Origin of the sequence: Ferrovibrio sp., from assembly GCF_965278975.1 — a bacterium.
GTDB lineage: Bacteria > Pseudomonadota > Alphaproteobacteria > Ferrovibrionales > Ferrovibrionaceae > Ferrovibrio.
The window spans coordinates 3,958,183-3,981,857 of sequence record NZ_OZ257126.1; the positions used below are offsets into that span (position 1 = coordinate 3,958,183).

The 23,675-nt window shown below is 63.8% G+C and carries 24 protein-coding genes; 7 read left to right on the forward strand and 17 right to left on the reverse strand.

The features are described from left to right. Positions 1-35 precede the first annotated feature (35 nt). From ACQY7X_RS18855 to ACQY7X_RS18865, 3 genes are all read right to left on the reverse strand, one after another. A complete protein-coding gene (locus ACQY7X_RS18855; protein ID WP_428246956.1) occupies positions 36-359 on the reverse strand; it encodes a CsbD family protein in 324 nt (107 codons plus the stop codon). A 149-nt stretch (positions 360-508) separates the two neighbouring features. Beyond that, a complete protein-coding gene (mazG, locus tag ACQY7X_RS18860; RefSeq protein WP_428246957.1) occupies positions 509-1,330 on the reverse strand; it encodes a nucleoside triphosphate pyrophosphohydrolase in 822 nt (273 codons plus the stop codon). Between the two features lie 49 nt (positions 1,331-1,379). Then, entirely contained in the window at positions 1,380-1,769 is a 390-nt protein-coding gene (locus ACQY7X_RS18865; protein WP_428246958.1) for a DUF6455 family protein, read from the reverse strand. Positions 1,770-2,073: 304 nt separating this feature from the next. On the opposite strand from ACQY7X_RS18865, the gene ACQY7X_RS18870 reads away from it, so the two are divergent. Next, positions 2,074-2,349, forward strand: coding sequence for a hypothetical protein (locus ACQY7X_RS18870; protein ID WP_428246959.1), 276 nt, complete (start codon positions 2,074-2,076; stop codon positions 2,347-2,349). A 16-nt stretch (positions 2,350-2,365) separates the two neighbouring features. Here the strand turns inward: ACQY7X_RS18870 and ACQY7X_RS18875 are convergent, their stop codons facing one another. From ACQY7X_RS18875 to ACQY7X_RS18900, 6 genes are read right to left on the reverse strand one after another with little or no spacing between them, the layout of a single operon-like run. Beyond that, positions 2,366-3,658, reverse strand: a complete 1,293-nt coding sequence (locus ACQY7X_RS18875) for a hypothetical protein (RefSeq protein WP_428246960.1) — start codon at positions 3,656-3,658, stop codon at positions 2,366-2,368. Further along, positions 3,658-4,677 carry a mitochondrial fission ELM1 family protein gene (locus ACQY7X_RS18880; RefSeq protein ID WP_428246961.1) on the reverse strand — a complete coding sequence of 340 codons (1,020 nt, stop codon included), beginning with the start codon at positions 4,675-4,677 and terminating at the stop codon, positions 3,658-3,660. The genes ACQY7X_RS18875 and ACQY7X_RS18880 overlap by 1 nt, the downstream gene beginning before the upstream one ends. Then, positions 4,671-5,426 (reverse strand): MBL fold metallo-hydrolase, encoded by a 756-nt coding sequence (locus ACQY7X_RS18885; RefSeq protein WP_428246962.1) that lies wholly within the window; start codon positions 5,424-5,426, stop codon positions 4,671-4,673. The genes ACQY7X_RS18880 and ACQY7X_RS18885 overlap by 7 nt, the downstream gene beginning before the upstream one ends. Positions 5,427-5,439: 13 nt before the next feature. After that, a complete protein-coding gene (locus ACQY7X_RS18890; RefSeq protein WP_428246963.1) occupies positions 5,440-6,243 on the reverse strand; it encodes a TatD family hydrolase in 804 nt (267 codons plus the stop codon). A 3-nt stretch (positions 6,244-6,246) separates the two neighbouring features. Continuing rightward, on the reverse strand, positions 6,247-7,794 hold the full coding sequence (metG, locus tag ACQY7X_RS18895; protein WP_428246964.1) for a methionine--tRNA ligase: 1,548 nt from the start codon (positions 7,792-7,794) through the stop codon (positions 6,247-6,249). Between the two features lie 46 nt (positions 7,795-7,840). Beyond that, positions 7,841-8,389 carry a hypothetical protein gene (locus ACQY7X_RS18900; RefSeq protein WP_428246965.1) on the reverse strand — a complete coding sequence of 183 codons (549 nt, stop codon included), beginning with the start codon at positions 8,387-8,389 and terminating at the stop codon, positions 7,841-7,843. 74 nt (positions 8,390-8,463) lie between these two features. Here ACQY7X_RS18900 and ACQY7X_RS18905 point away from each other — a divergent pair, with 74 nt between their 5' ends. From ACQY7X_RS18905 to chrA, 5 genes are all read left to right on the forward strand, one after another. Then, a complete protein-coding gene (locus ACQY7X_RS18905) occupies positions 8,464-9,462 on the forward strand; it encodes an aspartate carbamoyltransferase catalytic subunit (protein WP_428246966.1) in 999 nt (332 codons plus the stop codon). Between the two features lie 6 nt (positions 9,463-9,468). Beyond that, a complete protein-coding gene (pyrC, locus tag ACQY7X_RS18910; RefSeq protein WP_428246967.1) occupies positions 9,469-10,776 on the forward strand; it encodes a dihydroorotase in 1,308 nt (435 codons plus the stop codon). Beyond that, positions 10,773-11,402 carry a glycerol-3-phosphate 1-O-acyltransferase PlsY gene (plsY, locus tag ACQY7X_RS18915; RefSeq protein WP_428246968.1) on the forward strand — a complete coding sequence of 210 codons (630 nt, stop codon included), beginning with the start codon at positions 10,773-10,775 and terminating at the stop codon, positions 11,400-11,402. The genes pyrC and plsY overlap by 4 nt, the downstream gene beginning before the upstream one ends. After that, positions 11,383-12,504, forward strand: coding sequence for a DNA-processing protein DprA (gene dprA, locus ACQY7X_RS18920; protein ID WP_428246969.1), 1,122 nt, complete (start codon positions 11,383-11,385; stop codon positions 12,502-12,504). Before plsY ends, dprA begins: the two co-directional genes overlap by 20 nt. Positions 12,505-12,591: 87 nt before the next feature. Next, the gene (chrA, locus tag ACQY7X_RS18925; RefSeq protein ID WP_428246970.1) at positions 12,592-13,875 is read left to right on the forward strand and encodes a chromate efflux transporter; all 1,284 of its coding nucleotides are present in this window, start codon (positions 12,592-12,594) and stop codon (positions 13,873-13,875) included. 10 nt (positions 13,876-13,885) lie between these two features. On the opposite strand, the gene ACQY7X_RS18930 is transcribed toward chrA, so the two are convergent. From ACQY7X_RS18930 to ACQY7X_RS18955, 6 genes are all read right to left on the reverse strand, one after another. Beyond that, a complete protein-coding gene (locus ACQY7X_RS18930; RefSeq protein WP_428246971.1) occupies positions 13,886-14,632 on the reverse strand; it encodes an energy transducer TonB family protein in 747 nt (248 codons plus the stop codon). Between the two features lie 2 nt (positions 14,633-14,634). After that, the gene (locus tag ACQY7X_RS18935) at positions 14,635-15,099 is read right to left on the reverse strand and encodes an ExbD/TolR family protein (protein ID WP_428246972.1); all 465 of its coding nucleotides are present in this window, start codon (positions 15,097-15,099) and stop codon (positions 14,635-14,637) included. A 5-nt stretch (positions 15,100-15,104) separates the two neighbouring features. Further along, the gene (gene tolQ / locus ACQY7X_RS18940; RefSeq protein WP_428246973.1) at positions 15,105-15,791 is read right to left on the reverse strand and encodes a protein TolQ; all 687 of its coding nucleotides are present in this window, start codon (positions 15,789-15,791) and stop codon (positions 15,105-15,107) included. Positions 15,792-15,815: 24 nt separating this feature from the next. After that, the gene (locus ACQY7X_RS18945) at positions 15,816-16,499 is read right to left on the reverse strand and encodes a Fe2+-dependent dioxygenase (protein WP_428246974.1); all 684 of its coding nucleotides are present in this window, start codon (positions 16,497-16,499) and stop codon (positions 15,816-15,818) included. A gap of 24 nt (positions 16,500-16,523) precedes the next feature. Next, a complete protein-coding gene (locus tag ACQY7X_RS18950) occupies positions 16,524-18,743 on the reverse strand; it encodes a TonB-dependent receptor (protein ID WP_428246975.1) in 2,220 nt (739 codons plus the stop codon). 264 nt (positions 18,744-19,007) lie between these two features. After that, positions 19,008-20,441, reverse strand: coding sequence for an NAD-dependent succinate-semialdehyde dehydrogenase (locus tag ACQY7X_RS18955; protein WP_428246976.1), 1,434 nt, complete (start codon positions 20,439-20,441; stop codon positions 19,008-19,010). A gap of 225 nt (positions 20,442-20,666) precedes the next feature. Here ACQY7X_RS18955 and ACQY7X_RS18960 point away from each other — a divergent pair, with 225 nt between their 5' ends. Beyond that, positions 20,667-21,530, forward strand: coding sequence for an ATP-binding protein (locus tag ACQY7X_RS18960; RefSeq protein ID WP_428250078.1), 864 nt, complete (start codon positions 20,667-20,669; stop codon positions 21,528-21,530). Between the two features lie 45 nt (positions 21,531-21,575). Here ACQY7X_RS18960 and ACQY7X_RS18965 read toward each other — a convergent pair whose 3' ends face one another. Both ACQY7X_RS18965 and ACQY7X_RS18970 read right to left on the reverse strand, forming a co-directional pair. Further along, entirely contained in the window at positions 21,576-22,919 is a 1,344-nt protein-coding gene (locus ACQY7X_RS18965; protein WP_428246977.1) for a peptidoglycan DD-metalloendopeptidase family protein, read from the reverse strand. Positions 22,920-22,989: 70 nt separating this feature from the next. Beyond that, the gene (locus ACQY7X_RS18970) at positions 22,990-23,667 is read right to left on the reverse strand and encodes a sulfite oxidase-like oxidoreductase (protein ID WP_428246978.1); all 678 of its coding nucleotides are present in this window, start codon (positions 23,665-23,667) and stop codon (positions 22,990-22,992) included. Positions 23,668-23,675 lie beyond the last annotated feature (8 nt).

The following is a 23,675-nucleotide window of genomic DNA, read 5'->3' on the forward strand; positions in this document are numbered from 1 at the left end:
GTGTGGAATTGGCTGGGGTAGCTATGCAGCCCGGGTTACGACCTGGGCTTCGTCAGCTCGGTGGCTTCCCAGTCCTTCACCTGGCGCTCGGCCTCGGCCTTGGCGATGCCGTAGCGTTCCTGCACCTTGCCAACCAGCTCCTGGCGCTTGCCGTTGATGACCGTGATGTCGTCATCGGTCAGCTTGCCCCAGCGCTGCTTCACCTTGCCGGCAAACTGATTCCAGTTGCCCTCCACCTGGTGCCAGTTCGGCAGGTCGGCGGCATGGGCGGTGCTGGGCAGCGCCAGCGGCGCGGCGGCAGCAATAGCCAGGGCGGTGAGGGCGATAGTCGCCTTCTTGCGGAAAGAATACGTATGCATAGGGACCTCCTATCATTGTGGGCGCGGGTTGCGCCGAGGTCTCTAAGCTGGCCGCCAGCCATGGCCATTCCAGGGAAAACAAGAGGTTATTGAGAGGCGATATCGCGGCGAATATAAGGCCGGTTGAACGTTAACCCGTTCGAATCGCTTTACTTTCTGTCGAATGCCTTGGCCTGATTCCAGGCTCCATCCATGGTGTTCAGGTCGCAATCCACCAGTTTCTTGCCTGATTGCTCAAGAATACGCTCCATATTACTGAAACGACGTTCAAATTTCCGATTGGCTGCGCGCAAACATTCTTCTGGATCAAGTTTAAGGTGACGCGCCAAGTTAGCAATAACAAAAAGAAAATCGCCGAATTCCTCATGTGATTTGTCAACATCGCCGCTGGCAATCTCGGCTTCCAGTTCGGCGAGTTCCTCCTTGATCTTGCCGATCACCGGCGCCTTGTCGGGCCAGTCGAACCCGACCCGGGCGGCGCGGTTCTGCAGCTTCACGGCCCGGGTCAGGCCGGGCAGGCCGCTGGTGACTCCGGCCAGCACCGCCGAGATGCCGTCATCGCCCTCGGTGGACTTGGCCGCCTTGGCGGCACGCTCGGCGGCCTTGATCGTCTCCCTGTTGGCGGTCACCTGGTCCGGCCGGTCGGCCTCGACGCTGCCGAAGACATGCGGATGGCGACGGATCATCTTGTCGGCAATGCCGGCGGCCACATCCTCGAAGGCGAAATGGCCGGCTTCCTCGGCCATGCGGCTGTGGAACACCACCTGCAGCAACAGGTCGCCCAGTTCGTCCTTAAGCCCAGCCATGTCGCCCCGGGCGATGGCATCCTCGACCTCGTAGGCTTCCTCGATGGTGTAGGGCGCGATGGTGGCGAAGGTCTGTTCCAGGTCCCAGGGGCAGCCGCCATCGGGGTTGCGCAGCCGGGCCATGATTTCGAGCAGGCGGCTCAGCGCGGGCGTCGTGGCGGTCATGGCGGCGTCCTCGGTCCGGGGGAATCAACAGCCGCCATCCTGGCAGGTTTCAGCTCCCGGAACGAGGCCGCTCCCGGCTGGCGCGCTGACGGGCGGCCTCATCGCGGCGATCGAGCAGGTCTGGCGCATTGGGGCAGAAGATCGGGAAACCGACCGGGTGCTTCTGCTCCAGCCAGCGCTGGCAGGGCTCATGCTGGGCGCAGCCTTTGCAGACTTGCAGCATGGCGTCGCGCTGGGCGTCCTTGTGGTGATCGTCCGGTTCACCGACAGGTGTACCGAGCCAGCGCGCCATGCGCCAGAACGGCAGCTTGGCGGTAGTGGCAGCAGCCTCCGGCGTGGCGGCTGTATGCGGGTGGCGGTGCGTGCTGTCAGCACTGTGCTGGGGGGCAACATTGTGCTGGGCGGGCGCCGTTTTGAACAGGCGGGATAAAATGCTCATGCAGCCAGTTTATGCAGGTATTGCCGCCAGCACTTTGCGCCAGGTCAAAATCTGCGGGAAATCGGTGGGCAAGACGGCAGCCAGTGCCTCTGGCAATCCAGACACAAATATCGGATAATGTATATTATGGAAAATACAATATACTGGTTTTCGAGGAAATCCCGCCATATATGGCCCCACAAGCCCCGAATAGCCGATCACACTCTCCGGCACCCCTTAAGCCCCCGATACCATGCCGCCCGGGCTTGCGCTACAAGACTCGCAGCCCGACAGCCCGTGAACCAAGCCCATGAGACCAGCCGCCATGCTCCGCCTGTTTGCTCCAGCCTTGCTTGCCCTGATCTTCGGCCTCGGCGGCGGCTATGCCGGCGCCCATTACGCCAGCCAGGAACTTACCCGCGAGCAGCAGGCCCGCTTTGCCGAGCATGAGAAGCACATGAACGAACTGGCCCGGCGCACCATGACCCTGATCAGCGGCCTGACCTCCCTGGCGGTCGACAGCGAGATCACGGCGGCCGATGTCGCCGAACTGCGCAACCGCATGGACCGCGTCGAGGTGCTGCGCCAGCAGCGGCGCTGAGCCAAAGGTTAACTGGCTAATCCTTGGCGTCCAGCTTGCGCTTGGCCGCCGCCGCCATCGGGTTGCTGGGATCGAGCTTGTTAAGGTTGGCCATCAGGGCCACCCGCAGCGATTCCGCATCGGTCACCGCCAACGGCGTCCAGAAACGCCGGCTCTTGCGGAAGAAGCCGATCTCATCGAGGAACGACACCCCGAAATAATAGGCTTCAGCGACGCTGTTATACGGGTCGTCGGAGAAACGGCCATTGTCGTCGATCGAGACGCCGAGCGAGCGCGACAGCATGATCGCCAGTTCGGCTTCCGAGCGCCGGCGCTGTTCCTCGGTCATGTCCGGCCAGGCCCGGCGCAGCAGCCGCACCACGTCATAGGCATGGTGGTTGTTCTGGGTGCCCTGGTCGCGCCAGCCATAGGGATAACGCTGGGTGCGGATGGCAAACAGCGTATCGGCCAATAGCCGCATACGCGGCGGCCGGTCGTCGCGGTAGCTGATGACATGGAAGGTGATCGAGAGATCATTGGTGCGCTTGATCTCGCCATTCACCTTGTACCAGGCACCCCAGAAGCCGGTTTCCGGGTCCTGCCAGTGATTGTCGATGAAATCGCGCAAGGTGGCGGCCAGTTCGGCACGCCGCAGATCGGCCGGCAGCACGGTTTCCATGCCCGGCAGGAACAGCAATTGCGCCAAGGCAGTCACCGCCAGATTCAATTCCTTGCGGTTGTCATTACTGCCGGCGCCAAGGTCGGACACCAGCAATTCCTGCATCTTGGCGCGCAGCTTCTCCGGCGTGTTCACCGGCTCAAGCAGCCGGAAAGGATATTGCGGCGTCTTGCCGGCATGGATCAGCTCTTTCAGCGGATCGACGCTGGCATGCAGCCGCAGATACCACGCCTTGAAACAGGCGCCCCAGCCGCCCTCTCCCGCCTGCTGCGCGAAGGCGAAACGCTGGTCGCCCTGCTTCAGGCTTTCGCGCAGATCGGCCAGCCGACGCTCCAGGCCCGCCTTGTCGCCGGTGTAATTCATCAGCCAGCGCGCTTCCTCAAGGATCTGCGAGGAACAGGGCATCTCATGACCGCGCTGATTCTCGGCCAGGATCTGGTCACGCAGCGCCGTCAGGTCATTGCGGTAGAGACCGTTCATCTCACGCTTGCGCGGCAGTTCCGGCACGAAGCTCGGCACATAGCGGTATTGCAGCAAGGGCGGGTCATTCACCCGGGTCTGAGAGGCAATCGGCGCCTGGGCCAATGCCGGCCCGGGCCCGAATACCAGGGCCAAAAGCAGGAGCAGCAGAGGCAGGAACCAGGAGCGCATCAGCGCCAACCTAGACGTTCCCGCACTTCGTCCGCAATATGGTCCATATCGTCGAGCCGGGTATTTTCCCACTGCGCCAGATGGCCATCGAACCACTGGATCAGGCCGCGGCGGCGCAGATTCTCGAAAAACGCGTCGAAACGCTTGGAATTCCCAGGCAGCCGGACAACGTAGACCGGCTTGCCGGTAGCACAGGCTTCCGAAATCATCGACACGGAATCGCAGGTAACAAGAATGGCATCGGCCAGGCCGAGGAAGCCGAAATAGGGGTTCGGCCCGCTGCCATCCCACAGATAGGTGCCAGGCATGCTGGCCAGGCCGCCGCGCAGGATGTTGGTCTCGGCCTCGCCGGTGCGGCGCGAGATGGTGGCGAGGATGCCCCAGTTGGCGCCCTGCCCCTGTTGCGTGGCCAGCCCTTGCTGTGTGGCTTGGCGCAGTTGCGCCACGAAACCACCCATCCATTCCGCATCCAGCGTGTAATAGCGGTTGTTGCCGCCGACCAGCACGGCCAGGCGCGGCGACGGGATATGCTCAAGCTGCGGCGCCAATGCTTCCGCCGATGTGCTGAGCTTGGTGCGGGTGACGCGGTGCAGCGCGCCCTTCGATACAAGCACATTCGGCGCCCGGGCGCGGTCATGCTCGGGCACGATCAGCAGGTCCCAGTAGCGCGGATCGGCTTTCGGGTCCTGCACATGGATGCACACGGTGCGGCCGCCGCTCAGCTTCTTCACCGCCAATGCCAGCAGCGCCGACTTGCGGCCGCAGGTGATCAGCAGGTCGGGCCATTGCCCGGCCTTGGCGGCTTCCTCGAATGGTGTGGCGGTATCGGGGGTAAGCGACCTGATACTGGCAAAGGCCGGGGTCATCGGCGCCCAGGTATAGGGCCAGCGGAACGCGACCTCGAATACCTTCGGCGCCTCGAAGCCACCGCCGGCGAACAGGGCTTCGCCCAGGCCCAGCGCCTGGCTCTGCATGCCAACGGCGCCGCGCTCCGATACCGCCCAGATGGTTTTCAACATTCGATCACCATGCCGTCATAGGCCGGCTCGACATTGGGCGGCAGTTCGGCCTTCAGCGAGGCGTAATCGACCTCGAAATTCATGTTGGTGAGAATGGCGCGCTGCGGCTTCACGCGCTCGATCCATTCCAGCGTGCGGGCGATATGGGCATGGGTCGGATGCGGCTTGTGCCGCAGCGCATCGACGATCCATACCTTGATGCCGCGCAGCTTCTCGAATGCCGCGTCGTCCAGGTTCACTACATCGTTGGAATAGGCCAGCGCATCGTTGAAGCGGAAGCCGAGCGAATGAATCTCGCCATGATCCTGGTGGATCGGCGTGATATTCAGTGCGCCGACCTGAAACGGGCCATCGATCAGCTTTTGCTCCAGGATCGCCGGATAGCCGCCCATAGTTTGGAAGCAATAACCGAATTTCTTGGTCAGGCGATCGAGCGTGAACTGGTCGCCCCAGGCCGGCACGCGCTTCTGCGCCGCATAGGCCAGGATGCGCACATCATCGATGCCATGGGTCTGGTCAGCATGGTCATGGGTCCACACCACCGCCGAAACCGAGGTGAGGCCGTTGCTCAAGAACTGCTGGCGCAGGTCCGGGCTGGTATCCACCAACACGCGGGTATCGCCCTGCTCCACAACGATGGAGCAACGGCTGCGGCGGTTGCGCGGTTCGTTGGGATCGCAGGCACCCCATGAACCGTCCACGCGCGGTGTGCCGGTCGATGCGCCACAGCCGAGAATGATGCTTTTCATGGTCTGCTGATCGTCAGGCAGCGAGCGCGGCGCCAACCGCCTGCGGCGGCACCTTGTCGAACAGGCGCAGGAAATTCGCCGTGGTCAGGCGCTGCAGGTCGGCGATGCCGACGCCGCGAAGCTGCGCCAGATAGGCGGCGGTATGGGCGACAAAGGCCGGCTCGTTGCGCTTGCCGCGCATCGGGATCGGCGCCAGGTAGGGCGCATCGGTTTCCACCAGCAGGCTTTCCAGCGGCAACGCCGCCGCACTGGCCTGCACGGCTTTCGCGTTCTTGAACGTCAGGATGCCGGAGAAGGAAACCATCATGCCATGCTGCACGGCGCGCTCGGCCAGCGCATGGCCGGATGAGAAGCAATGCAGCAGCCCCTTGAAGGCGCCCTTGGCCATTTCCTGGTCGAGAATCTCCACCGTGTCGTCATCGGCATCGCGGGTATGGATGATCACCGGCAGGCCGGTTTCGCGCGCCGCCTGGATATGCGCCAGGAAACAGGTTTTCTGCGCCGCGCGGCTGCCATGCTCGTAGAAATAATCCAGGCCGGTCTCGCCGATGCCGACCACCTTCGGATGCCGCGCCAGTTCGATCAGCTTCGCCGCCGCCACGTCCACATGGTCGTCGGCCTCATGCGGATGGATGCCGACGGTGCAATAGACATCGGGAAACCGCTCGGCCACCGCCAGCACCTGGGGGAACTTGTCCAGCCGCGTCGAGATGGTCAGCATCAGGCCGACCCGGGCGGCACGGGCGCGCGCCACCACGGCATCCAGCTCCGCGCTGAAATCCGGGAAGTCGAGATGGCAGTGACTATCAATCAGCATGCCTTAGTCCTTCGCCTCGACGAAGCGCGGGAACACGCCCTGCGGACTGGGCAGCGGCGTGCCGGCGCGCAGGCGGCCGAGTTCGCCAAGATGCGCGAAGCTGCGCGCCGCTTCCGAGACGCCTAGCTGGTCCAGCAGCCTGGCCGCCGCATCCGGTGTTACCGGCTGCGCCAGGATGGCGAGATGGCGGATGGTTTCCAGCAGCACCCACAGCACCGTGTTCATCCGCGCCGGATCGGTCTTGCGCAGGGTCCAGGGCGCGGCCACGTCGATATACTTGTTGGCGGCATCCACCAGATCGTACCAGCTCTGCAAGGCGACATGCAGTTCCTGGCGATCAAAGGCTGCGCGCAACTGCACCAGCAGGCTGCCGGCCTGCGCCAGCAGAGCTTCGTCCAACTCGGTCAGCGGCCCCGGCTCCGGCACCGTGGCATTGGCATTCTTGGCAACGAAGCTCAGCGTACGCTGCGCCAGGTTGCCCATGCCGTTGGCGAGTTCGTTGTTGATGCGGTTGATCATCGACTCGCGGCGGAAATCGCCATCGTTGCCAAACGGCACTTCGCGCATCAGGAAATAGCGCGTCTGATCGAGGCCGAAGGTATCGATCAGCGCCAGCGGATCGATCACGTTGCCGAGCGACTTGGAAATCTTCTGGCCTTCATTGGTCCACCAGCCATGGGCAAAGACGCGCTTATGCGTCTCCAGCCCGGCGGCGAGCAGGAAGGCGGGCCAGTAGACCGCATGGAAGCGCAGAATGTCCTTGCCAACCATGTGGATATCGGCAGGCCAGTACCGCCTGTATTTCTCGGAGCCGGTATCGGGATAGCCGGCGGCGGTGATATAGTTGGTCAGCGCATCCAGCCACACATACATGATATGCGCCGGATCGTTGGGCACCGGGATGCCCCATTTGAAGGTGGTGCGCGATACCGAGAGATCCTTCAGGCCACCCTTCACGAAGCTGATCACTTCGTTGCGGCGGCTGTTCGGCAGGATGAAATCCGGGTGCTCGTCATAGAACTTGAGCAGCCGTTCCTCCCAGGCCGAGAGGCGGAAGAAATACGACGGCTCCTTGACCCACTCCACCGGCGCGCCCGATGCGATCACGGTCTTGCCGTTCGGGCCGTCCTGGAGTTCATCCTCCTGGTAGAAGGCTTCGTCACGCACCGCGTACCAGCCCTCGTAATACCCGAGGTAGATATCGCCGGCTTCCACCAGCTTGTTCCACAGCGCCTGCACCGACTTGAGGTGGCGCTCCTCGGTGGTGCGGATAAAGTCGTCGTTGGAGATGTTCAGCCGCGCCGCCAGCTCGCGGAAATTGGTGCTGACCTGGTCGCAGAACGCCTTCGGGTCCATGCCGGCAGCCTGGGCCGCCTTCTCCACCTTCTGACCATGCTCGTCGGTGCCGGTCAGGAACAGCACATCGAACCCGTCCAGCCGCTTGAAGCGGGCGATCAGGTCGCAGGCCAGGGTCGTGTAGGCATGCCCGATATGGGGCTTGTCGTTCACATAGTAGATCGGCGTGGTGATATAGTAGCTTTTGCGCGTCATGGGCACAAAATAGTGCATCGCCAGCGGCTTAGAAACCGCTTGAGGGTTAATTTTCGAAGCGGAAATCCGGGATCTCGACACAGCGGTCGAGCAGTTTCTTCAGCTTCGCCTCAACCTCGGCCTGCAACCCGGGCAGGTAATCCGGCACCTGGCTCGCCGCCACCTCGGGCAGCACGTTGGTGCGGAAGAATTCCAGGGAATCGATCTGGTTGAGCAGCACCGCCTGGGCGAAGAAATTCACCATGCCGCGCCGGTCCATCCAGGTGAGATAGGCGCCCATGGCGCGCAGCATGGCGGCGTAGCAGCGCATCTTCACGCCGTTCACTTCCGTCAGCACCATCTGCTGTGTCGCCTTGTCGATGCCCTCCAGCCTGCCTTCCAGCACCTCGCAGAAAGAAAGGAATTCCTGCACCTGGCGGAAACTGTCGGTGTATTCAGCAAACGACAGCAGCTGCGCCCGCTCGAAGCTCTCCTGCGAGGCCTCGGCGGCCTGGCGGCCACGCATTTCCAGCACCTGCAGCAGGCGCAGGGCTTCGCCGACCTGGTCGGTCGGTTTGCGGGGGTCGAAATACTGATGCGTTGGTTGCTGCGCCATGTAATCCACTTTAGCGGGACAAATCTTACGGGTTCGTTGCCGCCGCACAAGCGGATGTGTATGATCCCCGCCCAATGTCCGCAAGCCCTTCCTCCGCCCCGCCATCCGGCTCCGCAGGAGCCACCCCGGGGGCGATTTTCCCCCACCGCCATCTCCTTGGAATTGAAGGGCTTTCCGCCCAGGATATCGAAAGTATCCTGGACCAGTCGGATCGCTATGTGCTGCAGAATCGGGCCATCGACAAGAAGCAGGGCAGCCTGCGCGGCCGCACCGTGATCAACCTGTTCTTCGAGAATTCGACCCGTACCCGCACTTCTTTCGAGCTGGCGGGCAAGCGGCTGGGCGCCGACGTGATCAACATGTCGGTCGCCACCTCCTCGATCAAGAAGGGCGAGACGCTGATCGACACCGCGATCACGCTGAACGCCATGCACCCGGACCTGCTGGTGGTGCGCCACCCGGATTCGGGCGCCGTGGCCCTGCTGGCGCAGAAGGTCGGCTGCTCGGTGATCAATGGCGGCGACGGCACCCATGAACACCCGACCCAGGCGCTGCTGGATGCCCTGACCATCCGCCGCCGCAAGGGCCGGTTGCAGGGCCTGCGCGTCGCCATCTGCGGTGACATCCTGCACAGCCGCGTGGCGCGCTCGAATATCCACCTGCTCAACACCATGGGCGCCCATGTGCGGCTGATCGCGCCACCTACCCTGCTGCCGGCCCATGCCGACCGCTTCGGCGTCGAGGTGTTCCACGACATGCGCAAGGGCCTGGCGGACGTAGATATCGTGATGATGCTGCGGCTGCAGATGGAACGCATGCAGGGGTCATTCGTGCCGTCCACGCGCGAGTATTTCCATCTCTACGGCCTGGATGCCGAGAAGCTGAGCTTCGCCAAGCCGGACGCGCTGATCATGCATCCGGGGCCGATGAACCGCGGCATCGAGATCGATACCGAGGTGGCCGACGACATCCACCGCAGCGTCATTCACGAACAGGTGGAAATGGGCGTGGCGGTGCGCATGGCCTGCCTGGAAATGCTGTCACGCCACCTGCCCAACTGGCACGGGGAATAAGCCATCATGCCGCGCCGCCGGACGCTGTATACCAACGCGCGCCTGCTCGACCCCGCCACTGGGCTGGATGTCAAGGGTTCGCTGCTCACCGAGGGCGACAGCATCCTCGATCTCGGACCGCGCCTTGCCGTCACCAGCCTGGGCAGCGAGACCGAGACCATAGACTGCCAGGGACACTGCCTCGGCCCCGGCCTGATCGACATGCATGTCTGGCTGCGTGAGCCTGGCGCCGAGCATCAGGAAACCCTGGCAACGGGCGCTCGCGCCGCAGCCGCTGGCGGCATCACTACTATTGTGGCGATGCCGAATACCGATCCGGTGATCGACGAAGTGGCATTGGTGGAATTCATTTCCCGCCGCGCCGCCGACAATGCCGTGGTGCGGGTGCTGCCCGCCGCCGCTGCCACCAAAGGCACCCATGGCAAGGAAATGACCGAGTTCGGCCTGCTCGCCGAAGCCGGTGCCGTCGCCTTCACCGACGGCGAACATGCCATCTCCGACGCCCGCGTGATGCGCCGCGCGCTGTCCTACGCCACGGTGTTCGACCTGCTGCTGATCCAGCCCTGCGAAGAGCCGAAGCTCAGCACCGATGGCGCCATGAACGAGGGCGAGGTTTCCGCCCGCCTCGGCCTGCCCGGCATCACCTCTGCTGCTGAGGTGATCATGCTGGAACGCGATATCAGGCTGCTGGAAATCACCCGGAGCCGGCTCCATGCGGCACATCTCTCGACCCGCGATGCGCTGGAAGCGGCGCGTCAGGCCAAGGCACGCGGCCTGCGCCTCACTGCCGGCGCCGCCGTGCATAACTTCGCGCTGAATGAATTCGATATCGGCGACTACCGCACCTTCGCCAAGGTGAAGCCGCCGCTGCGCCATGAGGATGACCGCCGCGCCGTGGTGGAAGCCCTGCAGGATGGCACGGTCGATGTGATCTCCTCGGCCCATGCGCCGCAGGACCCGGAAAGCAAGCGCCTGCCCTTCGCCCAGGCCGCTTTCGGCGCCATCGGCCTGGAGACGCTGCTGCCGCTGACGCTCGGTCTTTATCATTCCGGTGACATGCCGCTGCTGCCGCTGCTCGCCTGCCTCACCTACAAGCCGGCCAAGCTGCTCAAATTGGAAAGCGGCCGTCTGGCACCCGGTGCACCGGCCGACCTGCTGCTGTTCGATCTCGACGCGCCGTGGAAGATCGACGCCAAGAAGCTGCGCTCGAAAGCCAAGAACTCGCCTTATGACGGCCGCCGTGTGCAGGGCCATGTGCTGCGCACCGTGGTTGGCGGCGAAACCGTGTTCCAGCGTAAGCGGGACGGCCAATGAGTTTCGAACTGCCCGCTTCCTATCTGATCGGCGCCCTCGCTGCTGGCTACCTGCTCGGCTCGATCCCATTCGGCCTGGTGCTGACCAAGCTCGCGGGCCTCGGCGATATCCGCGCCATCGGCTCGGGCAATATCGGCGCCACCAATGTGCTGCGCACCGGCCGCAAGGACCTGGCGCTGGCCACCCTGATCCTCGATGGCGGCAAGGGTACGCTGGCGGCAATCCTGGGCCAGTATTTCGGCGGCCCGGACATCATGGTTGCCGCCGCTTTTGCCGCCTTCATCGGGCATCTGTTTCCGGTCTGGCTGAAATTCAACGGCGGCAAGGGCGTCGCCACCTTCCTTGGCGTCACGCTCGGCCTCTACTGGCCGCTCGGCCTGCTGTGCTGCGGCACCTGGCTGCTGGTCGCTGCCGTCAGCCGCATGTCCTCGCTCTCGGCCCTGCTCGCCGCCGCGCTGAGCCCGCTATTCGGCTGGTATCTGGTGTCGCCGTCAGTCGCCCTGCTCTGCGCCGTGATGGCGGTGCTGGTATTCATCCGGCATCACGAGAATATCCGCCGCCTGCTCAAGGGCGAGGAACCGAAAATCGGCAAGAAGAAAGCCGCGGATGGTTCAGGCGGCGCGTGAGCTGTCGGATGCCGAAAGGCTTGACTGGCTGCGCCTGACCCGCAGCGAGAATGTCGGCCCCATCACCTTCCACCAGCTTCTCGACCGCTTCGGCAGCGCCGCTGCTGCGCTGAAGGCATTGCCCGATCTGGCGCGGCGCGGCGGCAAGCGCAACCTCAGCGTGGCGAGCCAGGCGCAGGCTGAAGCAGAAGCCGAGGCTGTGCGCCGCCATGGCGCCCGGCTGGTCGCCTGGGGTGAACCCGCCTACCCGGCCCGGCTCTGTGCCATCGACGACGCACCGCCCATTTTTACGTTGCACGGCCAGACCAGCCTGGCGCCGAAACCCGGCGTCGCCATCGTCGGCGCGCGCAATGCCTCGGCCATCGGGCAGCGTTTCACCCGCGACCTCGCCGCCGAAATCGCGCGCCAGGATCTGGTGGTGATTTCCGGCCTGGCGCGCGGCATCGACCGCGCCGCGCATGAGGGGGCGCTGGCGGTGAATGGCGCCACCTATGCCTTCATCGGCGCCGGCATCGACGTAGTCTTTCCACCCGAAAATGCCGACCTGCATCAACGCCTGAGCAATGCCGGCGCGATCTATGCCGAGATGCCGTTCGGCACCGGCGTGAAGCCGCAGCATTTCCCGCGCCGCAACCGGCTGATATCCGGCGCCAGCCTCGGTGTGCTGGTGGTGGAAGCAGCAATGAAATCTGGCTCGCTGATCACCGCGCGTTTCGCGGGGCAGCAGGGCCGCGAGGTGATGGCAGTGCCGGGCTCGCCGCTGGATCCGCGCTGCCACGGCAGCAACGATCTGATCCGCAATGGCGCGGCGCTGATCGAGCGCATCGATGATGTTCTGGCGGTGATTCAGCCGCTGTTGCAGACAGATATGTTCGCGCCCTCGCCGCGTTTCCAGCCGGCACCGACGGCGCCGCTTTCGGATGCCGAACTCACTGCCGCCCATGCCCGCATTGAGGAATTGCTCTCGCCTAGCCCAGTGGATATCGACGAGCTGATCCGCCTGAGCGGTTACAGTCCGGCGATTGTGCAGATGGTGTTGCTGGAGCGCGAACTGGCCGGCCGCCTGCAGCGGCATCGCGGCAACAAGGTCTCGCTCGGCTGAATACCGAATGTTGCAGGATGGTGACGGGATATTGGCAAACAGCACGGCTTTCGCCCAAGCTCCGGCGCTGCATTGCATGGGGCCGACATGAGTGAGATCAGACCGACATTCTGGGAAGCCTTCCGGGTCTGGGCCAAGATCGGGTTCTTGAGTTTCGGTGGCCCGGCCGGACAGATCGCCATGATGCATCGCGTGGTGGTGGATGAGAAGAAATGGGTCAGCGAGCCGCAATTCCTGCATGCGCTGAATTTCTGCATGCTGCTGCCGGGGCCGGAGGCACAGCAGCTCGCCACCTATATCGGCTGGCTGCTGCATCGTGGCTGGGGCGGCATCGTCGCCGGCCTGCTGTTCATTCTGCCGGGCTTCCTGATCATTCTCGGGCTGGCAACGATCTATGCCCTTTGGCGCGAGGTGCCGCTGATTGGCGGCATCTTCTATGGACTACAGGCCGCCGTGCTGGCGATCGTGGCGCAAGCCGTGGTGCGGGTGGCGAAACGCGCCATCAAGACCCGGCTGCTGCTCGCCATCGCGGCTTTGAGCTTCATCGCCATCTTCGTGGTCAAGCTGCCCTTCCCGCTGATCGTGTTCGGCGCTGCCCTCGCCGGCTGGCTGATCGGCCGCGCCAAGCCGGAAGCCATCCTGCCCGGCGGGATCAAGGCTGATAACGATGTGCTGCCCAGCGTGCCGCCGACGCTGCGGCGTAATCTGATTATCCTCACCGTGTTCGGCCTGCTCTGGGGCCTGCCGGTGCTTGGGCTGCATCTGTTTTATGGCGAGAGCCATGTGTTGAGTCGCATTGCGGTATTCTTCAGCGAGATGGCGGTGGTCACGTTCGGCGGCGCCTATGCCGTGCTGGCCTATGTCGGGCAGCAGGCGGTGCAGGCCTTCGGCTGGCTCAGCCCGGCGGAAATGCTCGATGGCCTGGGGCTGGCGGAAACCACGCCCGGCCCGCTGATCCTGGTGCTCACCTTCATCGGCTATCTCGCCAGCTTCCGCTTAAGCGGCATCGAGCCGCAATGGCTGGGCGGCCTGGTAGGCGGCACGCTCGCCACCTGGGTCACGTTCGTGCCGTGCTTCCTGTGGATATTCCTCGGTGCGCCCTATATCGAACGGCTGCGCCATGTCGCGGCACTGAACCATGCCCTTACCGCGATCACCGCCGCCGTGGTCGGCGTGATCCTTAATCTGGCGGTCTGGTTCGGCCTGCATGTAATGTTCAAGGATGGCGCCATCGATCTGGCACATCTCGACATCACGGCTGCGATCATGAGTGCCATCGCGCTGCTGGCGGCGTTGCGTTTCAACCTCGGGCTGGCCTGGCTGCTGAGTCTGGCCGCCATTGCCGGTGTGGCCGTGAAACAGTTGATTTAAGGGCTCGTCCTTAACGCTTCACGCTGAATTGCACAGGCACCACGATCTCCCAACGGTCGCGGGTGATCTCCTCCGGAAAGGCCGGCAATGCCTTGGCGCGCCTGATCATATCCAGCGCCGCTTCATCAAGTATTTCGCTGCCTGAGCTGCGGTATAGCGCAAAGGATATGACCTTGCCTTCGCGGTCGAGCGTGAAGCGCAGTTGCGGCACGCCTTCGAGTTTACGCATCAAGGCACGGCGAGGATAATCCTTGTACTTTTCCAGTGCCATTGAAAGCCGCGCCAGGTATTCCTGTTCGGCATTAGGATTACCAGCCATGGCAGCGGCAGGGGGCGCGGCAATGGCTGCTTGCTGCATGCTTGGCTGTGCCGGGATTGGAGATGGCACCACCGGCACCATCGCCTGCTGCACCGGCTGCGGCGGCGCTTCCACCGGCTTTGGTGGCGGCGGGGTTTCAACCTTCTGCGGTGGCGGCGGCCGTTTCGGCTTTGGCGGCGGTGGCGGCGGGTCCGGCTCGAGCTGTGGCTCCAGTGCCTTTGACTCGATCACCGGCAGCGGCTGTTCCACTACGGGTGGTGGCGGCGGTGCGGGCGGCGGCGGAGGTGGCGGCGGAGGCAGGCTGGCAAGCTGGATGGCGATGCTGGGCAATTCCTCGCCGCGGGCATCCATGAGTTTCGGGCCATGCAGCACCACCAGCAAACCGCCAAGCGCGGCGCCGTGCAACAGCACAGAAATGCCCCAGCTGCGCCACGACATGCCTAGCGCGCCTCACCCTTCTCCTGACCTTCGGCAACCAGTGAAATACGCGAGAAGCCGGCTTCACCGACCAGACCCATCACCTGCATGATGCGGCCATAATCGATCTGCTTGTCGCCGCGCACATAGATCACCTTGTTCGGATCACCGCCGCGCAGGTTGCTCAGGGTCTGCACCAGCGCCGCCTCTTCCACCGCTTCCTTGCGGATAAACAGTTTCCCGTCGCGATCAACGGAAAGCACCAGCGGATCCGGCGTCGGGGTCACACGCTCGGCGCTGGTCTTGGGCAGCTTGAGCGGCACGCCCACCATCATCAGCGGCGCCGCGACCATGAACACGATCAGCAGCACCAGCATGACATCGACCAGCGGTGTCACATTGATCTCGGAGAGCGGCCGATAGCCGCCATCGCCGAGTTCATCCTCGCCATCGCCGGACGGTCCGGCATTGAGGGAGCCCATCGCCATGGCGCTTACTCGGCTGCCCGCGCAGCGCGCGGCTTGCCATCCCGGGCCAGGGCGTTGCCCACCTTGGCGATACCGGCATTGAAACGCTGGCCGACGCGGCCCAGATCGGTGGCGAACTTGTTATAGGCAACCACCGCCGGGATCGCCGCAACGAGGCCGAGCGCGGTGGCCAGCAATGCCTCGGCGATGCCGGGCGCCACCACGGCCAGCGAGGTATCGTTCGACCGTGCAATCGCCGTGAAGCTGTTCATGATGCCCCAAACGGTGCCGAACAGGCCAATGAACGGTGCCGCCGAACCAAGCGTGGCGAGAAACGGCAGGCCGGGTTCGATGCGGCGCAGTTCAGCGGCAAAGCTGGCGCGCATGGCGCGCTCGATACGCTCGCGGCGTTCCTTGCGGCTCTCCTCGCCCTCACGGTCATGCCATTCCGCCACGGCGGCCTGGAAGGCGGCGCGGGCCACCGGGCCAAGGGCTGCTTCCGCCGGCACGCCACTACCCTGCGCCACTGCCGCTTCGAAAGCTTCCGCTTCACGCTTCAAGCGGTGCAACGACACCATCTTGTCGATCATGATCGCCCAGCAGGCGATGGAAGCCAGCAGCAGCAGGCACATCACCGCCTTGACGATGATATCGGCCTGCATGAACAGGCCAAACATGGAATGATCGGTCAAAGCCGGGGTCAACTCGGTCATTACGCTTTCCTCGCGATCACTGCTTCAGGCATCGGCCCAGCGGCGCAGCAGGTTGTGATAGATTCCAGTCAGTCGCACCACCGCCGGATCGTTGAGTCCGTGGCGACCGGCAAGTTCCTGGATGGTGCTATCGAGTTCGAACAGTGTCTGGCGCTGGCCGTCATCGCGGACCATGCTCTGCATCCAGAAGAAAGAGGCGATGCGGGCACCACGCGTAACCGGCCGCACCTTGTGCAGGCTAGATGCTGGATACAGCACCATATCGCCAGCCGGCAGCTTGGCTTCATGGCTGCCATAGGTATCGTCCACCACCAGCTCGCCGCCGTCATACTCCTCCGGTTCGGCCAGGAACAGCGTCGCCGAAAGATCGGTACGCACCCGGTGCGGCGTGCCGCGCACGCCCCGGATTGCATTGTCGATGTGGAATCCGAATGTCTCACCACCTTCATAGCGGTTGAACAGCGGCGGAAAGGTTTTCAGTGGCAATGCCGCCGAGATGAACAGCGGCGCATCGGCCAGGGCATCGAGAATCAGGTTGCCGAGTTCCACCGCCACCGGGCTTTCCTCTGGCAATTGCCGGTTCCGTTTGACCTGGCCGGATTGCTCGCCCGCGGTGATGGCGCCATCAATCCATTCCGCCTGCGCCATTGCCTGCCGGCAATAGGCGACCTGCTGCTTCGACAGCACGGCGGGGATATGCAGCATCATCGCGGGCGGCTCCTTTGTCGCGCCTTAGAACTTGAAGGACGAGGTCAGCAATATGGTGCGGCCCGGCGCCACATGGGTGAATGGCGTGGCACTACGGTAGGTCGCATCATAATAAAGTTCGTTGAGAAGATTCTGGACATTCAGTCGCAGGGATACATTCTCGGTCACCTTGTAGCTCGTCATAGCGTCGAAGCGCCAGTATTCCGGGGCTTCGGTGTCATTCGAGGCCAGCGTGCCGCCCTTGCGCGAACCGACATAGAAGGCGCCCAGACCGAAACTCCAGTCCGGCGTCAGATCGTAGGTTGTCCAAAGACTTAGCTGGTGATCCGCAGTATTGGCAAGCCGCTTGCCCACATCCGCCCGCGTGGTGGATTTAAGGATTTCGGTATCCAGCAGGGCATAGCCGCCAAACACCTTCCACCTGTCGGTGATCCGGCCGGCCAGCTCGATTTCCACGCCTTGCACGCGGGCCTCGCCATCCAGCACATTCTGGCCACCGGCGGGATTGGCCACACGCATGTTGGTCTTGTTGGTGCGGAACAAGGCGGATGTCAGCGCCAGGCCGCCATCGAACAGATCCCACTTGGTGCCGACTTCGTAGCTGACGCTGCGCTCCGGGTCCAGGCCGGTGGTGGCCGTCGAGAAACCGCCATAGGCGGCATCGGTGGCGGCATCCAGATTCTCGCCCGATGGATTGGACGAGGTGCCATAAGACAGATAGACGCTGCCATTCGGCGCCGGCTTGTAGACCACGCCGCCCTGCCAGGAGAAGAAGCGGTTATGGACACCGAGGTTATTCGTCGTGGCTGAATTGGTGTCGATCTTGGCGTCGTAATCGTCGTAGCGGAGGCCGCCCAGAACCTGCCAGTTCTTGTTCAGCTTCACCGTATCGAACACATAGGTAGCGGCGTTCACCGCCACGATATCGGTGTAGTTGGGACTCGGCATAATGGTGCCGGTCCAGGCCCGGAAAGGGTCCGGGCTGTAGATATTTTGCGCCACGCTGGTCGGCGTTACCGTATAGCCGCGATTCTTGGCGCGGTCGCGGCTCACTTCCAGGCCGGTGACCAGGGTGTGATCGAAATCGCCGGTAGCGAAATCCCAGGTCAGGTCGGTCTGGCTGGCAAAAGTGGTGTTGTCCTGATTGCGCGATTTGGCCGAGGCATTGACCGTGCCTGCGGTGAAGTTCGGACTTTCCGGTGCAGAAACCACATAATCGTTGGTGGTGAGGCCAACCCGCATCTGATGGCGCAGCTTCAGGGCGTAGTTGAACTCATGATCAACGCGTGCCGTGAAGATATCCGCCTCCACATGCTGGAAATCGCGATTCACCAGGCCATAGAAATTGTTGCCGAAGGGCTGGCGATTGCGCGCATCCCAAGGCACGCCGTAATCGGGCATCTGGTCGATGGTGATGTGGTAATAGCTGAAGGTCATCGACGTTTCACGGTTCATGCCGAGCGTCAGCGACGGCGCAAAACCCCAGCGGTCACTGTAGACCGGGCCACGGCCCGGAATGTCTCCTTCATGCCACATCGCGTTCACACGCAAGGCCATGTCGTCGATATTCTGATTCACGTCGGCGGTGATACGCTTGGTGTTGCCGTTGCCATAGCTGACATCGCCGGCGATGAAATCCTGTGCCTTCGGTGCTTTCGACACGATGTTCACCGTGCCGCCGGTGGAGCCGCGGCCGGTATAGGACGAACCCGGCCCCTTGCTGATTTCGACGCTTTCGGTGTTGAAGATTTCGCGCACACCAGCGCCGGGATCGCGCTGGCCATCCAGGAACACGTCGCCGCGCGCTTCGAAACCACGGATGATGATGCGGTCGCCATAGGAGTTGCCGCCTTCGCCAGTGCCGAGCGTGATACCCGGCTGGGTGCGCATCGCATCCTTGAAGCTGGTGATGCCCTGCTCCTCGATCACCTCACGCGGGATGATGGTGACTGTCTTGGGCGTATCGGTCAGCGGCTCGGTGAATTTAGGCGACGTGGCGCGGTCGACCTTGTAATCGCCGGGTTTGTCTTCGGGCTTCGGCGGCCGCTTCTCCGCCTCACCTTCCACCGACACGGTGGGCGCCCGTGTCGGCGCTTCCTGGGCCAGGGCCGGCAGGCCAAGGCTGGCGGCAGCGGCGCCGAGCATGGCGGCACGGGACAGCGACATCAGTCCAAGCGCCGAACGCTCGATGCGCGGCGCCACGGAATGCGTGAAGTTTTTACGGGTTGGATTCTGCTCAGTCATGGACAGGCCTCCGGCGATACGGTGAGGGTCTGACCTGGCTGGCTGTCCGGCAGGGGGCCGGAAACTGGCTGGCTGGGCGGCTATATGGGACCGGATCGCACGGGGCCTTGCTCCGGATGCGGAGCTTGTAGCCTGCCAGAAATCTTGTTGCAACTCATTATCAATATAAATTTAAAATAACCAAACCGGCCAGGACTTCAGCCGGCGCAACATAAAAAAAGGGGGCCATCAGGCCCCCTCTTCCTCTTTCATATCCCGGCTGACTCAGAGGCCGACCTGGGTGATGAACTTGGTGTTCAGGTAGGCTTCGATGGCCTCCGAACCGCCTTCCGAACCGAAGCCCGAATCCTTGATGCCGCCGAACGGCACTTCCGGCAGGGCCAGGCCATGATGGTTGATCGACACCATGCCGCTCTCGAAGGCGGAGCCGATCGCCGCCGCCGTCTTGGCCGACTTGGTATAGGCATAGGCAGCCAGGCCATAGGGCAGCCGGTTGGCTTCCCGCACCACGGCATCGAAGTCCGAGAAGGCGCTGATCGGCGCCAGCGGGCCGAACGGCTCCTCGTTCATGATGCGGGCTTCCAGGGGCACGTCGGTCATCACCGTCGGCTCGAAGAAGTTGCCCTTGTTGCCGATGCGCTTGCCGCCGGTCTGGACCTTGGCGCCCTTCGACACGGCATCGCTGACAAACATTTCCATCGCCTGCACACGGCGGTCATTGGCCAGCGGACCCATGCGGGTATCCTTGTCCATGCCGTCGCCGACCTTGAGGCCCTTGGCGAACTTGACGAAGCCATCCACGAACTGGTCGTAGACCTTCTCATGCACGAGGAAGCGCGTGGGCGCCACGCAGACCTGACCGGCATTGCGGAACTTGTTTGCCGACAGCACCTTAACGGCAGTATCTACATCAGCATCTTCAAATACGATGGCCGGCGCATGACCGCCCAGTTCCATGGTGATGCGCTTCATATGCGCGCCCGCCAGCATGGAGAGATGCTTACCCACCGGGGTCGAGCCGGTGAAAGTGATCTTGCGGATCACCGGATGCGGGATCAGGTATTCCGAAATCTCCGACGGCACGCCATAGACCAGCTGCACCACGCCTTCCGGCACGCCAGCATCGAGATAGGCCTGCACCAGGGCAGCGCAAGCCGCCGGGGTCTCTTCCGGGCCCTTCAGGATGATCGAACAGCCGGCGGCAATGGCGGCCGAGCATTTGCGGACGGCCTGGTTGATCGGGAAGTTCCAGGGTGTGAAAGCGGCGACCGGGCCGACCGGCTCCTTCACCACCAGCTGATACACGCCCTCGGCGCGCGGCGGCACCACGCGGCCATAAGTGCGGCGGGCTTCCTCGGCGAACCAGTCCATGATGTCGCCGGCCAGCAGGGTCTCGCCCTTGGCCTCGATGAACGGCTTGCCCTGTTCGGCGCTCATGATCTTGCCGATTTCATCGGCGCGGCTGCGGATGATGTCGGCGGCCTTGCGCAGAGTCTTGTAGCGGTCGAAGGCACCGACCTTCTTCCACACCTGGAAGCCCTTCTCGGCAGCGGCAAGCGCACGGTCGAGATCGGCCTTTTCGGCCTTCGCCACGGTACCGATGGTTTCGCCGGTAGCCGGGTTCAGCACCGGGATGGTGACGCCGGCGGCACCGCCGACCCAGGAACCGCCAATATGAAGCTGGGTATTGGGATACATCTATTTCCTCCTGGCAAAAAAGCCCGCACCGGGACCTAGTTCGGGGTGCGGGCGGCATCGTGTCGGCGCGGAGTATGGCGCAATAGCCAGGCAACCGCTACGGCTTGCGCCACCCCTGCCGCCTCCGCAATATGGCGCCCCCGAGAAAGAAATAAACCCAACAGAAAAACCGTGAAAAAGCCCTCCAAGACCCCTGCTACCACCACCACTCCTGACGCTACCGACATTGCCGCCAGCCTGGCCCGCATCGCCACAGCCCTTGAGCGCCTGGCGCCGCCTTCGGCGCCGGTTTTCGATGACCGCGCCGCCGATGCCTATGTCTGGCATGCCGCGCCGTTTCCGGGCTGGCTGGAGCCGGTAACGCGCATCAACGCCGTCTCGATCAAGCTGCTGCGCGGCGTCGAACGGGTCAGCGACATCCTGCTCGACAATACCCGCCGCTTCGCGCGCGGCCTGCCGGCCAACAACGCCCTGCTGTGGGGCGCGCGCGGCATGGGCAAAAGCTCGCTGGTGAAGGCCGCGCTGGGCGCTGTGAACGCCGACAAGCCGGGCGTGCTGGCGCTGGTGGAAATCCACCGCGAGGACATCCCCACCCTGCCCGAATTGCTGAAGCAGCTGCGCGGCTCGAAGCGCCGCTTCATCCTGTTCTGCGACGACCTCTCCTTCGATGCCGAGGACCAGCATTACAAGTCGCTGAAGGCCGTGCTGGAAGGCGGCATCGAGGGCCGCCCCGATAACGTGATCTTCTACGCCACCTCGAACCGCCGCCACCTGCTGCCGCGCGATATGGTGGACAACGAGCGCTCGACGGCGATCAATCCCGGCGAAGCCGTTGAGGAAAAGGTGTCGCTGTCTGATCGCTTCGGCCTCTGGCTCGGCTTCCATAGCTGCAGCCAGGACGATTACTTCGCCATGCTCGACGCATATGTGGCCGCCTATGGCCTCAAGATCGATCAGAAGCGCCTGCGCGCCGAAGCCGTGGAATGGTCGATGACGCGCGGTTCGCGCTCGGGCCGCGTCGCCTGGCAGTTCATCCAGGACCTCGCCGGCCGCCTCGGTGCCAGACTGGACAGCCCGAAAGTGAAGTAAGCCTTATCCGTCACCCCCGCGAAAGCGGGGATGACGGCAGGCTTTTTAACCGAACGCCGTTTCGCGGTTCTCAAGCATCGCCACGGTGAGGAACTTGGCCGGATCGACGGCCTGGGTGCCACGGCGGATTTCGAAATGCAGCTGCGGCTGATCGACGCCGCCGGACGAGCCGACAGTGGCGATGGCCTGGCCACGCGTCACCTTCTGGCCCTTCTGCACCAGCACGCGGTCGAGATGGGCATAGGCGGTGATCCAGCCATCGGCATGGCGCACCAGCACCAGATTGCCGAAGCCGCGCACTTCGCTGCCGGCATAGACCACCACGCCATTCTCGGCCGAGATCACGCCTGAACCGGCGCGGGCGGCGATGTTGATGCCGTCATTATGCATGCCATCCGGCTTCTGGCCGAAGGTCGAGAGAATGCGGCCACGCACCGGCCAGGCGAAGGTGCGGCCGGCACGCGGCGGCGGCTCGTCATCGGCCTTGGCGCTCGGTGCACCGGGGAAAGTCTGCGGCGGCACCGCAGCGGCAACCGGCGTCGGCACCATCACAGGTGCGGCGGGGATGGCCGGAGCCGTCACGGGGGCCGTCACGGGGGCCGGAGCTACAGCCTGGGCCACCGGAACCGGCGCTTGAACAGCCGGGGCTTGCGCAACCGGCTGCGGTTCGGGTTCGGCTTGTGCCGGCGCTGCGATCTGAACCGGCGCCAGAGCGACTGCCTCCTCACGCACCGGCTCGGCAGCCTGCGGCTTCGGCGCGGCAGCAACTACAGGGGCCGGCTTGGCAGCGGCAGCAACATGACGGGCTGGCGGCGCGGCCTGGGCGGTCGGCGACGGCAATTCCTCCACCATCACACCGGTGCCGCTAAGCGCGGGTGCCACCGGGGCCGGTGAAAGCGCGAAGCCGCCGGAACTGCGCGGCGTGGCTTGAGTCTGTGCGGCCTGGGTCTGTACTGGTGCAGCGGCCACAACAGCCGGCGCCTCGCGCTGAACAACCTGCACGCGGTCATGACTCGCGGCGCCAGCCGGCAGCCGCAACTGCTGGCCGACTTGCAGGTGATAGGGTTCCTGCAGGCCGTTGGCGTCGATCAGGCTGCGGGCCGCAATGTTATGCTGCCGCGCCAGACCATAAAGAGTGTCGCCGCGCTGCACGGTGATATCGCCGCCAAAGCCGGTATCGGCCGCAGCCATGGCGACCGGCGCGGCAGGCGCGGCACGGCGGCTGGCATAGGACGGCTGCTGCTCCTGGGCCGGGCCCAAGCGGTGATTGAAGGTGACGGGAGCCGGCGACTGCTGGCCGCAGGCGGCGAGCAGCAACACCAGGGCGGGTGCCATGAAACGGGCCGGGACAACGCAACGCAGGCTCTTCAGCTTCGAACCAATGGCCACCGGGGTACCCTCTCGCAGGAATCGACTCGTACTTATAGCCCGGGGGTGGTTGCGGAACCGTTAATCCGCGTTAACCGTAGCGGTCTTCCTTCCAGGGGTCGCCCTCATTGTGATAGCCGCGCACTTCCCAATAGCCCGGCGCCTCGCGGTCGAGGAAGGCGATATGCTTCACCCATTTGGCGGATTTCCAGAAATACCAGCGCGGCATCACCACCCGCACCGGGCCGCCATGCTCGCGGGTAATCGGCGCCCCTTCCCAGCTATGGGCCAGCAGCACATCGGCGGCGCTGAAATGCTCCAGCGTCACGTTCGTCGCATAGCCATCATAGCTCTGGAACACCACGAACCTGGCTTCCGGGCGTGGCTTGACCAATTTCAGCAGGTCGCGCGCCAGCACGCCGGCCCAATGGTTGTCATACCGCGACCACGCGGTGACGCAGTGGATATCGGATAGCGTTTCGGTCTGCGGCAGGTCGAGGAAGGCGTTCCAGTCCAGCTTCACCGGATTGGCCACCAGACCACCGACCGAAAGCTGCCACTTATCGAGCAGGATATTGGGCTGCACGCCGAGATCGAGCACCGGCCAGTCGCGCACCTGGCGCTGGCCCGGCGGCAGACGGCGGGTCAGCTGCGGCGCGTCTTTCTCACCCGTAAGGAGCCGGCCATCCTTGGCCCATTGCTGCTTGCTGGCTATCAGCTTGTCCTTGATCTTGCCGACCAGGGTGGGCTTGTAGTCGTTGCCGCTCATGCCTGCCT

Bases quoted from the DNA above. Each gene is read 5' to 3' on its own strand.
- ACQY7X_RS18855 (WP_428246956.1), bottom strand. From the start codon at position 359: ATGCATACGTATTCTTTCCGCAAGAAGGCGACTATCGCCCTCACCGCC.
- mazG (WP_428246957.1), bottom strand. From the start codon at position 1,330: ATGACCGCCACGACGCCCGCGCTGAGCCGCCTGCTCGAAATCATGGCC.
- ACQY7X_RS18865 (WP_428246958.1), bottom strand. From the start codon at position 1,769: ATGAGCATTTTATCCCGCCTGTTCAAAACGGCGCCCGCCCAGCACAAT.
- ACQY7X_RS18870 (WP_428246959.1), top strand. From the start codon at position 2,074: ATGCTCCGCCTGTTTGCTCCAGCCTTGCTTGCCCTGATCTTCGGCCTC.
- ACQY7X_RS18875 (WP_428246960.1), bottom strand. From the start codon at position 3,658: ATGCGCTCCTGGTTCCTGCCTCTGCTGCTCCTGCTTTTGGCCCTGGTA.
- ACQY7X_RS18880 (WP_428246961.1), bottom strand. From the start codon at position 4,677: ATGTTGAAAACCATCTGGGCGGTATCGGAGCGCGGCGCCGTTGGCATG.
- ACQY7X_RS18885 (WP_428246962.1), bottom strand. From the start codon at position 5,426: ATGAAAAGCATCATTCTCGGCTGTGGCGCATCGACCGGCACACCGCGC.
- ACQY7X_RS18890 (WP_428246963.1), bottom strand. From the start codon at position 6,243: ATGCTGATTGATAGTCACTGCCATCTCGACTTCCCGGATTTCAGCGCG.
- metG (WP_428246964.1), bottom strand. From the start codon at position 7,794: ATGACGCGCAAAAGCTACTATATCACCACGCCGATCTACTATGTGAAC.
- ACQY7X_RS18900 (WP_428246965.1), bottom strand. From the start codon at position 8,389: ATGGCGCAGCAACCAACGCATCAGTATTTCGACCCCCGCAAACCGACC.
- ACQY7X_RS18905 (WP_428246966.1), top strand. From the start codon at position 8,464: ATGTCCGCAAGCCCTTCCTCCGCCCCGCCATCCGGCTCCGCAGGAGCC.
- pyrC (WP_428246967.1), top strand. From the start codon at position 9,469: ATGCCGCGCCGCCGGACGCTGTATACCAACGCGCGCCTGCTCGACCCC.
- plsY (WP_428246968.1), top strand. From the start codon at position 10,773: ATGAGTTTCGAACTGCCCGCTTCCTATCTGATCGGCGCCCTCGCTGCT.
- dprA (WP_428246969.1), top strand. From the start codon at position 11,383: ATGGTTCAGGCGGCGCGTGAGCTGTCGGATGCCGAAAGGCTTGACTGG.
- chrA (WP_428246970.1), top strand. From the start codon at position 12,592: ATGAGTGAGATCAGACCGACATTCTGGGAAGCCTTCCGGGTCTGGGCC.
- ACQY7X_RS18930 (WP_428246971.1), bottom strand. From the start codon at position 14,632: ATGTCGTGGCGCAGCTGGGGCATTTCTGTGCTGTTGCACGGCGCCGCG.
- ACQY7X_RS18935 (WP_428246972.1), bottom strand. From the start codon at position 15,099: ATGGCGATGGGCTCCCTCAATGCCGGACCGTCCGGCGATGGCGAGGAT.
- tolQ (WP_428246973.1), bottom strand. From the start codon at position 15,791: ATGACCGAGTTGACCCCGGCTTTGACCGATCATTCCATGTTTGGCCTG.
- ACQY7X_RS18945 (WP_428246974.1), bottom strand. From the start codon at position 16,499: ATGATGCTGCATATCCCCGCCGTGCTGTCGAAGCAGCAGGTCGCCTAT.
- ACQY7X_RS18950 (WP_428246975.1), bottom strand. From the start codon at position 18,743: ATGACTGAGCAGAATCCAACCCGTAAAAACTTCACGCATTCCGTGGCG.
- ACQY7X_RS18955 (WP_428246976.1), bottom strand. From the start codon at position 20,441: ATGTATCCCAATACCCAGCTTCATATTGGCGGTTCCTGGGTCGGCGGT.
- ACQY7X_RS18970 (WP_428246978.1), bottom strand. From the start codon at position 23,667: ATGAGCGGCAACGACTACAAGCCCACCCTGGTCGGCAAGATCAAGGAC.